Genomic DNA, 13,704 nt, shown 5'->3' with positions numbered 1-13,704 from the left:
TTGCCATCATCTCCCGAAGTGCGACAGGTGGTAATGGCTATGCGCCGCGACTTCGATTTCCAGCGGCTGTGAGCCGCACACGTTTGTGTGCTTTTCGACGTAGGCAAGGGAATTGCCATCATCTCCCGAAGTGCGACAGGTGGTAATGGCTATGCGCCGCGACTTCGTATGCCGGCGGACGCTGTCCGCCTTGACTCTTTTGTGCGCTCATGTAGATTTATTATGCTGATTTTGATAATCATTCTCATGTAATTAAATCCTGAATTTATATGTTTCAATCATGTGTACAAAGGTTCGAAAAGCTGCTCCCCCGGATGTCCGCCGGGATAGCATCGGCAGGGAATGGCGGGGCATATTGGTTTAAACAAATTTTAGGATAATCTATATAATTTCATCGATTTAATACACGAGACAGACCAGATTTGCCCGGAGGCAAAAGAAAAATGGAAATGCATGACATGAGTATCATCCGGCTGCTGAACGACGGCTGGATCGCCACCTACCCCCTCATATTATTCTCGATAATCATGGTAGCGGTCTTCGCGGAAAGGCTGTTCGCGATGAGCGGAATCGCCTCGTCCGCAAGGGCCGTCACCGGACTGGTGGTGCCGCCGCTGTCGAGGGGCGACATCCCTTCCGCGGTCCAGGCCTGCGAGAAGCAAAAGAAGGCGAGCCAGTCGGACGTCTATAAGAAGCTCCTCGAAGAGCGGCGAGACACGACGCCTGACGACATACTGGAAATCCTGGACGAAAAAAGGTTCGAGGAAATACACGACCTCAGGAATCACATATGGATGCTCGGAACCATAGGCAGCAGCGCGCCGTTCATCGGGCTCTTCGGCACGGTGGTCGGTATCATCAAATCGTTCCACAGCATGGCGCAGGCTGGAACGGGCGGATTCGCCGTCGTGGCCGGGGGCATTTCCGAAGCGCTCGTCGCCACGGCCGCGGGCCTTATCGTTGCGATACTCGCGGTCATCGCCTACAATTATCTACAGGTCAGGGTCGCTAATATCAACGCGGTGCTCAGGATAAATCACGCTAAGTTTTTCCACGCGTTAAAACAGGGGAGAATAAACGATGGCGCTCGGCAGGCTTGACGACAAGTCCGACGAAGATATCGTAGCGGAAATAAACATCACGCCGCTTACGGACATCTTCCTCGTTCTCCTCATCATATTCATGATAACGAGCTCGGCCCTCATAGAATCCGGCGCCGAGATTAACCTGCCCGAAGTGGCCAAGACCGAGACGGTTTCAAGGAACGTGGTGGTCACGCTTACGACAATAGGCGATATTTATATAAACGGGAAGATGGTGAACAAACACACCTTCGAGGAAGAGCTCAAAAAAGCGCTCGGCGAAACGGACAACAAGCTCGTTATACTCGAAGGCGACAAGAGCGCCATGCTCGGCGACGCGGTAAGGCTCATCGCCATGGCCAAGGAAGCCGGGGCGTCCGAGGTCGCTATCGCCGCCGACAAAGAGGAAACCGAAACCCCCTGAGGAACGGAAAGAGCCGATGTTTTCTTTACAGCTTAAATTATTCACACTGCTGTCCATCGCCTTCCACGGCGCTCTGCTCGGGCTCCTCATATACTTCGCCCCGAAGAAGGTCGACGTCCCAGCCCAGCCGCTCAAGGTCGGGCTCGTCACACTCGAAAAAGATCCCGGCATGAAAAAAGGCAATCCCGGCCCGCCGCAGGAAAAAGAGCCCGAGCCCGTAAAAAAGGCCGAGCCGCCGAAACCGAAACCCGAGCCGGTCAAGAAGCCCGAAAAGAAAGTAGCGAAGAAAAAGCCGGTCAAAAAAGCCCCGCAAAAAGAAGTAATAACCCGCGCCCCCGCCGAAGAAAAGCCGAGCGAATCGGCGTCCGACATGGTAAACCCGAGCCAGGCCGGGGATAGCGACGAGGTCGCGCTGAGCCGCCCGTCGAGCAACGCAGTCACGGGCAGCGGGGGATCGGGCCTCGGCTCCGCGGGCACGGGGAAAGGCGCGGATTCCGTCGGCTATCCCGATTACGGTATTAACCCCAAGCCCAAATACCCCATGATAGCCAAAAGATACGGCTACGAGGGCCTCGTCATCCTCAACGTATACGTCCTCGAGAACGGCCGCGTGGGAAAGATACAGCTTAAAAAATCGTCGGGTTACGACGTCCTCGACAATTCGGCTTTAAAAGCCGTCAAGGGCTGGGTGTTCGTCCCCGGCCAGAGAAACGGAAAACCCGCGTCGAGCTGGGTGGTCGTTCCTGTAAGATTTAATCTGACGAGCGGTTAATTCCCGATACAACCACGCATTAAGGAGAAACCATCATGGCCAGACATCCTCGCGCGAACCTTTCCGCGATCCCAATTGTGATTATGATTCTCATATCCTTTGTCGCCGCATCCTGCACGGGGGGCGACGGCTCTTCGGACACAAAGAACGAACAGGAAGTCCTAACGATTTATTCCGGGCGCAGTGAAAAGCTTATCGGTCCCATAATAGAGCAGTTCAGCGAAGTGAGCGGCATCAAAACCGAGGTCAAGTACGGCGGCACCGCCGAGATAGCGGCGACCCTGCTCGAAGAAGGCTCGAAGTCCCCCGCCGACATCTTCATAGCGCAGGACCCGGGCGGCCTCGGCGCAGTCGAGGCGCTGCTCGCGCCGCTTCCGGAGAACATTACCGGCCCTGTCGCCGCCCGCTTCAAGTCCGCAGACGGCAAGTGGGTCGGGCTTTCGGGGCGCGCACGCACGGTTGTCTACAACACGAACAAGCTCTCGGAGAGCGACCTCCCGGACGACATATGGGGCTTTACCGGCCCTGAATGGAAAGGCCGCCTCGGATGGGCCCCGACGAACGCATCGTTCCAGACGATGGTAACGGCGATGATAGACCTCTGGGGCGAAGAGAAGACGGCCGAATGGCTCGCCGGCATACAGGCGAACAACCCCAGGGCCTACCCCAACAACTCGTCCATAGTGCTCGCGGCCGAGTCCGGCGAAATCGACGCCGGCTTCGTCAATCATTACTACCTCTACAGGCTCCTCGCCGAAAAGGGTGAGAATATCCCCGTAAGGAATTACCACCCGCGCGCGGGCGGGCCCGGGGCGATCATCATGGTCGCCGGGGCGGGCATTACCGAAACCTCCGGCAATAAAGAGGCAGCCGAGAAGTTCATAAAATTCATGCTCTCCCCCGTGGCGCAGCAGTACTTCACCGGCCAGACCTACGAGTATCCGGTCATCGAAGGAGTCGTCACGAACCGCCTTCTCGTCCCGCTGAGCGACATCAACGCGCCGGACATGGACACGAAAGAGCTCGCCGACCCCGAGGCCACGGTCAGGCTCTTAAGAGAGCAGAACATCATCCCCTGATGAATGGAAGAACCGGGACAGATAACGTAACGTCCGGAGGCGGCGAGTCCTCGCTTCGCCTCCCCGACCTCTACTCTGTCTTCTATCTCGCGGCGATTTTCACCGCCCTCCTCGTCCTCGTTCCGATCCTCTATCTCGCCGTGAGGGCGGCCGGCTCCGAGGGCGCGTTTACGGACCTCGTTTCGAGGCCGAGGACGTGGGAGATTCTGAAAAGGTCCATACTCCTCTCCTTCTCGGTAACGTTCATCTCGGCGCTCGTATCCGTCCCGCTCGCGTGGATACTCGAACGGACGGACCTCCCGCTCAAAAGAGTGTGGACCGTCCTCACCACGGTGCCGGTCGTCATACCGTCCTACGTCGCCGGGTTCGTGACGGTCGCCGCGCTCGGGCCGAGGGGGCTCGTGCAGCAGCTTCTCGAACCGTTCGGCGTCGATAGGCTCCCCGAGATATACGGCTTCTGGGGGGCCCTACTGACGCTGACCCTGGTCAGGTACCCCTACGTCCTTCTGCCCGTGAGGGCCGCCCTTTCCAGGATGGACCCGTCTCTCGAAGAGAGCTCGCGGAGCCTCGGGAAGACACCGTTCCAAACGTTCGTGAAAATTATACTCCCCCAGATGAGGCCGGCGCTCGTGGCGGGCTGCCTCCTTACGGCGCTCACGGCCCTCGCCGATTTCGGCGCCGTATCGCTCCTCCGCTACGAGACGTTCACCTGGGCGATATACATACAGTACCAGTCCCTCTTCGACAGGTCGGCGGCCGCGTCGCTTTCCCTCGTCCTGGTAGCGTTCGCCCTCTCCCTGCTCATGCTCGAATGGCTCACCGAAAAAAAGGCCCCGACGTATTCGGCCTCCCGCGGCAACCGCCCGCCCCTCCAGCCGATACGCCTCGGCAAGTGGAAGGCCCCGGCGCTTTCGCTCTGCACCGTCATAACCCTCGGCAGCATCGTGGTCCCGGTCTCGATACTCGGCATGTGGCTCGTAAGGGGAATAGTCTCGGGCGAGATAATGCCGGGCCTGGCGGAGCCCCTTTTCAACTCGGTCTACATCTCCGCCATGGGGGCGCTCGCCACGGTCCTGCTCGCATTCCCGGTCGCCTGGCTCGCCGTCATGAAGCGGAGCAGGCTCACGTCCGTACTCGAAAGGGTCTCATACCTCGGCTTCGCCCTCCCGGGAATCGTCATAGGCCTCGCTCTCGTCTTTTTCGGCATAAGATACCTCGCCCCCGTATACCAGACGCGGACGATGCTCGTCGCCGCCTACGTCATACTCTTCCTACCGATGGCCCTCGGGCCGCTCCGGACCTCCTTCCTCCAGCTAAGCCCACGGCTCGGCGAGGCGGCGCGCTCGCTCGGGAAATCCCAGTCCGCCGTGATGGCCCGGATAACCATACCGCTCTCCGTGCCGGGTATAGTTACCGGTACATTGCTTACGTTTCTCGTTACCATGAGGGAGCTCCCCGCAACCTTGATTCTGTCGCCCATAGGGTTCAGAACGCTCGCGACTTCTACCTGGTCGGCGTCCTCCGAGGCCTTCTTCGCACAGGCCGCTCTCTACTCTCTCGTACTCATAGCTATTTCGTCCGTACCGATGGCGATACTCATACTCAAACGAAAGAACGGGGGATATGCATGAGCAAGGCCCTCGTCCTCACCGGGGTGTCGAAGAGCTTCGGGTCGGTGACGGCCGCCGAAAGGCTCGACCTCTCCCTCGAAAAGGGCGCGATACTTTCCCTCCTGGGATCGAGCGGCTGCGGGAAAACTACCGTCCTCAGGCTCATAGCCGGCTTCGAAACGCCCGACGAGGGAACGATAGAAATCGACGGCCTGACAGTCTTCGGCGCGGGCGTAAACCTTCCCCCCGAAAAGAGGCGGGCCGGAATGGTGTTCCAGGACTACGCCCTCTTCCCTCACCTCGACGTCTACAAGAACACCGCCTTCGGGCTCTCCGGGAAGGAGGAGCTAAAAAAGGCGCGCGTAGGCGAGGTGCTTTCGCTCGTGGGTCTCACGGGACTCGAGCGCAGGATGCCGCACCAGCTCTCCGGCGGGCAGCAGCAGCGCCTTGCCCTCGCGCGGGCGATCGCCCCCGCCCCCGGCGTAATGCTTCTCGACGAGCCGTTTTCGAACCTCGACACCATGCTCAGGGTCCAGATACGGGGAGAGATAAGGGACATCTTGAAGCGTAGCGGGGCCAGCGCCGTCTTCGTCACGCACGACAGGGACGAGGCCTTCTTCATGGGCGACAGGGTGTCCGTCATGAGCGGCGGCAGGCTCGAGCAGACGGGTACCCCTTACGAGCTCTTCCACCGCCCGGATACGAGATTCGTCGCCGAGTTCCTGGGAACGGCCGACTTTCTTCCGTGCTCCATACGGGACGGAATCGCCGATACCGGGATAGGTTCGCTCCCGGCCCCCGGCTACAGCGAAACCGGCGGCGAAGGCCTCCACGTTCTTGTCAGGCCCGACGACATAACCGTGACGGAATCCTATCCGGAGGGCAACGGCGAGGTCTCGTCGCTCACGTTCCGCGGGACGAATTACCTCTACCGCGTAAAGCTCGATTCGGGGACCGTCGTCCACGCGTACGGGCCGCACGATAAAACGCTCCCGCGCGGCGTCCGCGTAAAAGCGGCCTTCGATCCGCACTACGAACCTCTTGTTTTCAGGGATGGAATCAGGGTCAAATCCTGAGGCGCGCTAGAGCGGGCTGCATCGACGAGCTCCCCCCTGCCCCTTACCCGGCAGCCATTATATTCAAAAAAGTGTTACCCATGTCCCCGAACGTTTGTTGCCGCGCTCGCCGGTCTGTACACCGCTCTTTTACCGGCGGGGCGCATGCGGCGTCTCCCCGGAACGAAGACGCCGCATTCCCGGTTTTCAACGTCGCCCTACCAGGAGTAAGAGAGCGTCGCCAATATGTTTCTCTTGGCTCCGTAATAACAGTTATTCACGTTCGTACATGTAGATACATACGTCTTGTCGCCGATATTCTGCGCGTTGACGGCAACCTTGAGCCCGTCGAACCTCGAGCAGAATCCGCCGAAATCGTAATAAACGGCGGCGTCGAAAAGCGTCACCGACGGTATCTTTATCGTATTCGCCGGGTCGCCGTATGTATCCCCCATGTAACGTATGCCGCCGCCGATTCCGGCCCCCTTCAGCGGCCCCACCTGGAGCGTGTAATCCGCCCACGCGGAAGCCTGGTTCTTCGGTACCTGTATCACCTCGTTACCCTGCTGGCCGGGGACGTTGCTCTTCGTGTACTCGGCGTCGGTGTAGGCGTATCCGGCCACCACGTTAAGCCCTCTCACCGGGCTCGCCTGCCCTTCGAGCTCCACGCCGCGCACCCTTATCTCGCCCTGCTGCACCTGGAAGAACTCGTTCACGGGGTCGGGGGTGAGGACGTTTGTCTGTTTGAGCGTATATATCGCTGCGGTGAAAAGTCCCGGGAACCACTGCGGCTGATACTTTATGCCGCCCTCGAACTGCTGTCCGCGCGTCGGCTTGAACTGCTTTCCCTCGAAGCTTGTGCCCACCACCGGCTGGAACGACGTCGAAAAGCCGAAGTACGGCGCGAGCCCGAAATCGAAGACGTAATTAACGCCCGCCCTCCCGGAAAACGCGCTGTCGTCCTGCGAGCTCTTCGTATCCGCTATGACGTTCTTGTCCTTCGCGTCCACCCAGTCGTGGCGGCCGGAGAGCGTAAGTATGAGCCCCTTGAAAGAGATCTGGTCCTGTACGTAAATCCCGTACCTGTTCTGTGTCAGTATGTTGTGGAATAGCACGGGGGGCTGCTCGACGGGCTGCCCGTAGACAGGATCGAATACGTCCAGCGTCGGCCCCGTGCCGAACGCGAACGGCAGGTTTTGCCTGAACCAGAGGTACGTAAAGCCGACCAGCACCTCGTGCGTGACAGGCCCCGTGTTAAGGAACGCCAGCCCCTGGTTATCGACCTGGAACACCTTCGAGTCGCCGACTATGTCGTACGTCCCGCGGTTAAGCGTCCTCAGGTCGGGCTCGAGGCCGTTTCCGTAAACGGCCCTGTTCTGGTCGAGCTCGACGTCGCTGTACCTGAGATTCTGCCTGAACAGGAACATGTCGTTGAACCTGTGCTCGAACTCGTACCCGATAAAATACTGGCTCTTGTCGAAGCGGTCAAAGCTCGGCTCGCCGACGTATCTCTTAACCGGTATCTTGCCGTTCGGGTTAAAGAACAGTGTGCCCTGGGAAGGCAGAAACTGCGTCGCGAGCCCGCGGTTGTCGTCCTTCTGGAAATAACCCATTATGGTTATAGACGTCGTATCGAGCGGCTGCCACGTAACGCTCGGGGCGATGAAGATACGATTGTTCTCCACGTAATTGGTCTGCGTGTTGCTGTCGCGGACGAGCGCCGTAAGCCTGTAGAGTAGCGTCCCGCCCTTGTCTATCGGGCCGCCGAGGTCTATGGCCGCCTGGTAGCGGTCGTAGCTCCCGTATTGCAGAAGCACCTCGTAGAGCGGCACGGGGGTCGGCCTCTTGCTTATCATGTTGACGAGCCCGCCCGGCGGGACCTCGCCGAACAATGCCGACGACGGCCCCTTGAGCACCTCTATCCTTTCCAGGCCGTAAGGCTCGATGTTGGGCGAGCCGTGGCCCGTGCTGTCGGGGAACAGGAGCGTATTGAAATAAAGCGCAGGCGAGAAACCGCGCACCGTCAGGGACTCGAAGCGTGTATCCTGCTCGAACGGCACGGTGAACACGCCCGGCGTATATCTCAGGGCCTGGTTCACGCTCTGGGCCGACTGGACCTCGATCTGCTTCTCCGTGACGACGGATATCGACTGCGGCGTCTCTATGATCGGGGTTTCCGTCTTGGTGGCGCTCGACGCATCCTCGGCGACGAACTCCTCGTCGGCCGTCTCCTGCTGCTCCTCGACGGTCACCTCCGGAAGGGTGAAGTCGGGCGGCGGCGCGCCCTCCGCCTGCGGAACCTCTCCGGGCCGGGCTTCTTCCTGCGCCCGGGACGGGCCGCCGGCCAATGAAACCAATAAGAACGAAGCGACGAACATAATCCTGAACAGTGTATTCATCTTATACCTCCTTTTGTTTTACCGGGACCTCAAACGACATCGCCGCGGACGCGGAATCAGGCGGCCGCGGTCTCCCTTCTTTCAAGCTCTGTTATACGATCTTCCGCTATACACACGATCTTCTGCGGGACGCTTCCTGTGAGTCAGCCACAGGTATAATCCGCTCCCCAAAACCACGATGGTTACAATATCCAGCGCCGCCCAGATTATCTTCATCGGCATGCCTCCGTAGTCCCCGAAATGAAGCGGCTGCGAGATGAAAAGCGCCGTCACGTACCACGGCATCGCCCGGGAATCCGTAAACTCCGACGTCTCGGCGTCGACGAGAACGGGCGTCCTGATCCTGGACGTCAGCGGTGTGCTGCCGTGCATGAACAGCGTATAATGGTGATCGCTCGAAAACGCCGAGCCCGGAAAGGCCATGAACGACGGCGTCATTCCCGGCGCCGCCTTCCTTGCGTTCTCGACCGCGAGGTCTATGGACGAAAATTTTTGGGCCGGGGGCGTCCCCTCGTACGCGGACACCATTTCGGCCAGCTGCCCGTTCCGCCACCCGGTGAGCACTATGTCCGAAAGTGTATTTATAACCCCCGTCGCGCCGACGACCAGAGCCCACGTGAGAGTCACGATCCCGAGAAGGTTGTGAAGGTCGAGCCACTTCAGCCTCGACTTCCCCTCCATCCTTACGACGCCGAAATCGAGCTTCCTCATAAACGGGCCGTAAAGCACCGCGCCCGAAACCAGCGACACGACGAAGAGAAGCCCCATGAATCCCAGGAACAGCATCCCGTAGAGTCCGGCGAAAAGATCCGTGTGGAGCTTGAACATAATCCGGAGAATGCCGTCGAACCTGGGCTCGGCCACAACCTCCGCCCTGTAGGCATCCACCGCGACCGACCGGAACTCTCCCGTCATGTCGTAGCGCGACGGCACGAGAGTCACGAACATAAGGCCCGGCTCGTGGTCGTCCCAGATGAGGAACCTCGCGTACTCCCCCGGGTACTCGTCCCGGGCTGCATCGACCACGTCGTCGAGACTCGCCTTCGGAGTCCCCTCCGGAACGGCGGCGGTATGTATCTCGCCTTCCACGAGATGCTCCAGCTCGTGCAGGAATATAAGGGGAAGGCCGGTAAGGCACAAAAGCAAAAGAAACGCCGTGCATACGAGGCTCGTCCACTTATGCACCAAAAACCATATTCTTATTGTTTTGGCTCTAAGCATGTTCCGTACGGCTCCTCATGCCGTGTTCTCACGGATCACATTCCTCCAGGCGCAGCCCGGACGCCGCCTTCTCGCCAGTCGAAAGTGAGCACCGCGGGAATAAGACAGCGGCTTCCCGAAGAAACGTCGGTCCGCGCCGGAGCACTCGCTGCGAACCTCTTACCGAAGAGGTTCCGTTCGCTTAATGCGATGAGTTTCGGGAAAACCTGTGCCGTGGCAAGCGCTCACGCCCGCCGTTTTCGCTGCGGCTGCTTCGCGATCCACACGTACCAGGCAACGACGGCGACTATATACCCGAGAGCGATCCACGAAACGACGTCCAGCAGCCCGTCACCGACGAGCGCCGCAATGAGGCCGGCCATGCTTATCAGAGCGAGAATCATCGGCCTTCCGAATACGTGAAGAAATACCGAATTATGCGAATTTGAATCAGGTTTCATCATCGGGCCCCCCTGGCCGGAGCCCCGCTTCTTTCGAGCTCGGATATGCGCTCCTCTATCGGCCGCTTCCTGTGAGAGAGCCATAGATAGAGCCCGCTCCCTAAAACTACGATCGTAATCACGTCGAGGACGGCCCATATTATCTTCATCGGCATGCCGCCGTAATCGCCGAAATGGAGCGGCTGCGATACGAGAAGCGCGGTCACCCACCACGGGAGCGTGCGCGAATCGGTGAATTCGGACGTCTCGGCGTCGACGAGAACGGGCTTCAGGAGCCGCGATGTCAGGGGCGTTTCCCCGCGCATGAATACGGCGTAGTGATGGTCGCTGGTGAAGAACGGGCCGGGAAACGCCATGAACGAAGGCGTCATTCCGGGCGCGGCTTTATGCGCGGTTTCGATGGCCGCGTCTATGGACGAAAAGTCGACTGCCGGCGGCTTGTCCTTGTACGGCTCCACCATCTCGGCGAGCTGCCCGCTCTGCCATGCGAAAAGGACCACCTCGGCGAGCGTGTTTATGACCCCTGTAGCCCCGACGACGAGGGCCCAGGTGAGCGTCACGACGCCGAGGAGGTTATGAAGGTCGAGCCACTTAAGACGCGTGACCCCGCCCTTCCTGACGACTCCGAAATCGAGCTTTCTCATGAACGGGCCGTACAGCACCGCTCCCGAAACGAGCGACGCGACGAAAAGGATCCCCATGAGCCCGAGAAAGAGAGTTCCATAAAAGCCCGCGAACAAATCGACGTGCAGGTGAAACATAATGTCCAGGAACTTGTTCAGCGAGAAACCGTGAACGTCCCCCGTATGGACGTCTACGGCGACGCTCCTGAACTCGTCCGACGTGTCGTACCGCGACGGGACGAACGTTACAAAGAGAAGGTCCGGCTCGTGGTCGTCCCACGCGAGGAACCTCACATATTCGTCCGGGTACTTCTCACGGGCGTTCGCGACCATCTCGTCGATACTCTTCCTGGGAGTCCCGGGCGGCGGCGCCGCCGTCGCGACCTCTCCGTCCAAGAGATGCGAGAGCTCGTGTATGAATATAAGCGGCAGCCCCGTCAGGCACAAAAGGAGAAGAAACACCGTGCATACGAGGCTCGTCCACTTATGCACCGCGTACCAGATTTTTATCGTTTTAGCGCTAAGCATGTCCCTACACCATACTGGTTTTATCCTACCAGTTGTAGCTCAAGGTCCCCAGCACGTTGAGCTTGTTGCCGTACGAACAATAGTTCTCGTTAAAGCAGGTTACGTACGTTTTGTCTAAAAGGTTGGACGCGTTCACGGCGAGCTTTAGCCCCTCGAACCTCTGGCAGAGGCCGCCGAAGTCATAATAGGCAGCCGCATCGACAAGCGTAACCGAGGGCATCTTTATCGCATTATCGGTATTTCCGAAGAAATCACCGACGTAACGAACGCCCGCCCCGAGGCCGAACCCCTTCAGCACCGACGTCTGGAGCGTATAATCGGCCCACCACGACGCCTGGTTTCTGGGTACGTTCGGCATCTCGTTCCCCTCCTCGCCGGGGATGTTGCTCTTCAATATCTCCGAGTCCGTGTAGGCGTACCCGCCGACCATGTTCAAGCCCGGAAGCGGGCTCAGCGTAGCGTCTATCTCGAACCCGCGCACGCGCACCTTCCCCGTCTGCACCTGGAAGAATTCGTTCACTGGGTCGGCGGTGAGGGCGTTCTTCTGCTCGAGGTTGTAAACGGCGGCCGTCACTATCCCGGGAAACCACTCGGGCTGATATTTTATGCCGGCTTCGTACTGCTCTCCGCGCGTCGGCTTGAACGCCTTGCCGGCGAAATTCGTACCCACAGTCGGCTGGAACGAGCGCGAGTACGCTATGTACGGAGCGACGCCGAAATCGAAAACGTAGTTAAGACCCGCGCGATACGAAAATGCGCTGTCGTCCTGTGAAGACTTCGTATTCATAAGCAAGTCGCGCGTCGATATGTCTACCCAGTCCTGGCGCCCCGTGAGCGTGAGCACGAATCCTTTAAAGAAGACCTGGTCCTGGAGATATACGCCGAACTGGTTCTGCTTCTGTATCGTATCCTGGAACGGCGCCGGCGTATCGAACGGCTGTCCGTACACGGGATCGTATAAATCTATCGGAGGCGCAAGGCCGAAATCCATGGTGAACTTGTTCTTCGTCCACAGGTAATCGAAACCGACCAGGACCTCGTTCCGGACCGGCCCCGCGTTAAAGACCGCAAGCCCCTGGTTATCCACCTGGAAGTTATCCGCGAAGTCCGTAATATCGTAGACGGCCCTGTTTAACGTCCTGAGGTCGGGCTGAAGGCCTTCTCCCCTCACTGCATCGTGAACGTCCAGGTTGACGGTGCTGTAACGAAGGTTCTGCCGGAACGCGAATATTTCGTTGAACGTGTGCTCGAGGCTATACCCTACAAAGAAGGTCGTCTTGTCCACGCGGTCGTACCCGGGCTCGCCGACGTACCTGCCCACGGGTATTTTCCCGTTCGGATTCGGCTGAAGAGTGCCCTGGGCCGGAAGTGTCTGGGGCGAAATCCCCTTGTTGTCGTCCTTCTGGAAATATGCGCTCAGCGTAATGGACGTATTCTCGAACGGACGGATGGTGACGCTCGGCGCGAGGAATATGCGGTTGTCCTCGGCGAATTTCGTCTGCGTATCGCTCTTCCTCAAAAGTCCGGTCAGACGATACAGTATCCGGCCGCCGTCGTCTACCCGGCCCCCGAAATCGAAAGCGCCCTGGTACCTGTCATGGCTCCCGTACTGAAGCATAACCTCGTGAATCGCATAGGGCTTCGGGCGTTTGCTCACCATATCTATAAGACCGCCCGGAGGAACCTGCCCGTAGAGCCCCGAGGACGGCCCCTTCAATACCTCTATACGCTCGAGCCCGTACGGCTCTATGCGAGGGGCCCCGAATCCCTGGCTGTCCGGCAAAAGGAGCCCGTCCAGATACAGGGTCGGAATAAACCCCCTGACTACCGGGGCGTTATCGTAACGGACGTCGCTCTCGTAAGCCGCGAAGAAGCCGGGCGTATATCTGAGCGCCTCGGACATCGTCTGAGCCTGCTGCTGCTCTATCTGCTCTTCGGTCACGACGGATATCGACTGCGGTATCTCGATGAGCGGCGTATCCGTTTTCGTAGCGCTCGTGGCCTCTTCGTCTACGAACTCCTCTTCGGCGACCTGCTGCTTGTCCTCGACCGTCACCTCGGGAAGGCTGAATCCGTCCGTCCTCTGGCCGGCCCCCGGCTGCGAGGGCTCGGAAACAGCCCCCGGAGAGCCTTCCGCGTCCTTATCCTGCGCCGAAACCAATCCCGGGGCGATAAAAATCGAAATTGTGAAAATACATAAACTTATGGCTTTAACCAGCTCCATTCCTTTAACCTCTTCTTTTGGAAATTAATCGACGCCCCAACCTTAACACCCGGATCGGAACGCCGACATACTTAATGTTTTATTTATAAAATTAGACTTAATCACCCTATTTTGTTCACAATTCTAAAATCGATTAAATCTTTATGTATGAGTATAGGTATATTACGATACTGATTATCATTATCAATTCAGAGCTAGAAAGATAACTTTCGCGATAGAGCGTGTCAAGGTTGGAGCGCGGCGCCGC

Annotated in this window: 11 protein-coding genes; 6 read left to right on the top strand and 5 right to left on the bottom strand. The window is 58.7% G+C overall.

All coding sequences use genetic code 11. The features are described 5' to 3' along the window. Positions 1 to 443: 443 nt before the first annotated feature. Genes PKC29_01580 through PKC29_01555 form a run of 6 tightly spaced genes read left to right on the top strand, consistent with a single transcriptional unit; the run spans position 444 to position 6,043 of the window. Positions 444 to 1,100 (top strand): MotA/TolQ/ExbB proton channel family protein, encoded by a 657-nt coding sequence (locus PKC29_01580; GenBank protein HML94099.1) that lies wholly within the window; start codon positions 444 to 446, stop codon positions 1,098 to 1,100. Next, on the top strand, positions 1,081 to 1,506 hold the full coding sequence (locus PKC29_01575; GenBank protein ID HML94098.1) for a biopolymer transporter ExbD: 426 nt from the start codon (positions 1,081 to 1,083) through the stop codon (positions 1,504 to 1,506). The genes PKC29_01580 and PKC29_01575 overlap by 20 nt, the downstream gene beginning before the upstream one ends. Before the next feature lie 16 nt (positions 1,507 to 1,522). Further along, entirely contained in the window at positions 1,523 to 2,278 is a 756-nt protein-coding gene (locus tag PKC29_01570) for a TonB family protein (protein HML94097.1), read from the top strand. 35 nt (positions 2,279 to 2,313) lie between these two features. Continuing rightward, positions 2,314 to 3,357 (top strand): iron ABC transporter substrate-binding protein, encoded by a 1,044-nt coding sequence (locus tag PKC29_01565; protein ID HML94096.1) that lies wholly within the window; start codon positions 2,314 to 2,316, stop codon positions 3,355 to 3,357. Beyond that, on the top strand, positions 3,357 to 4,988 hold the full coding sequence (locus tag PKC29_01560; GenBank protein HML94095.1) for an iron ABC transporter permease: 1,632 nt from the start codon (positions 3,357 to 3,359) through the stop codon (positions 4,986 to 4,988). The genes PKC29_01565 and PKC29_01560 overlap by 1 nt, the downstream gene beginning before the upstream one ends. Further along, complete coding sequence (locus PKC29_01555; GenBank protein ID HML94094.1) at positions 4,985 to 6,043, top strand: ABC transporter ATP-binding protein; 1,059 nt, start codon at positions 4,985 to 4,987, stop codon at positions 6,041 to 6,043. The genes PKC29_01560 and PKC29_01555 overlap by 4 nt, the downstream gene beginning before the upstream one ends. A gap of 197 nt (positions 6,044 to 6,240) precedes the next feature. Here PKC29_01555 and PKC29_01550 read toward each other — a convergent pair whose 3' ends face one another. From PKC29_01550 to PKC29_01530, 5 genes are all read right to left on the bottom strand, one after another. Further along, positions 6,241 to 8,421, bottom strand: coding sequence for a TonB-dependent siderophore receptor (locus PKC29_01550; protein HML94093.1), 2,181 nt, complete (start codon positions 8,419 to 8,421; stop codon positions 6,241 to 6,243). Between the two features lie 81 nt (positions 8,422 to 8,502). Continuing rightward, positions 8,503 to 9,642 carry a PepSY-associated TM helix domain-containing protein gene (locus PKC29_01545; protein HML94092.1) on the bottom strand — a complete coding sequence of 380 codons (1,140 nt, stop codon included), beginning with the start codon at positions 9,640 to 9,642 and terminating at the stop codon, positions 8,503 to 8,505. Positions 9,643 to 9,866: 224 nt separating this feature from the next. Beyond that, positions 9,867 to 10,082 carry a hypothetical protein gene (locus PKC29_01540; GenBank protein ID HML94091.1) on the bottom strand — a complete coding sequence of 72 codons (216 nt, stop codon included), beginning with the start codon at positions 10,080 to 10,082 and terminating at the stop codon, positions 9,867 to 9,869. Beyond that, positions 10,082 to 11,233: a PepSY-associated TM helix domain-containing protein gene (locus PKC29_01535; GenBank protein ID HML94090.1), complete on the bottom strand. Its 1,152-nt coding sequence runs from the start codon at positions 11,231 to 11,233 to the stop codon at positions 10,082 to 10,084. The genes PKC29_01540 and PKC29_01535 overlap by 1 nt, the downstream gene beginning before the upstream one ends. Positions 11,234 to 11,258: 25 nt before the next feature. After that, positions 11,259 to 13,457 (bottom strand): TonB-dependent siderophore receptor, encoded by a 2,199-nt coding sequence (locus tag PKC29_01530; protein ID HML94089.1) that lies wholly within the window; start codon positions 13,455 to 13,457, stop codon positions 11,259 to 11,261. Between the last annotated feature and the right edge of the window lie 247 nt (positions 13,458 to 13,704).

The sequence above is a fragment of the Thermodesulfobacteriota bacterium genome (genome assembly GCA_035325995.1).
Taxonomy (GTDB): domain Bacteria; phylum Desulfobacterota_D; class UBA1144; order Nemesobacterales; family UBA2774; genus JADLGH01.
This window is presented reverse-complemented; position numbering and strand designations above follow the sequence as displayed.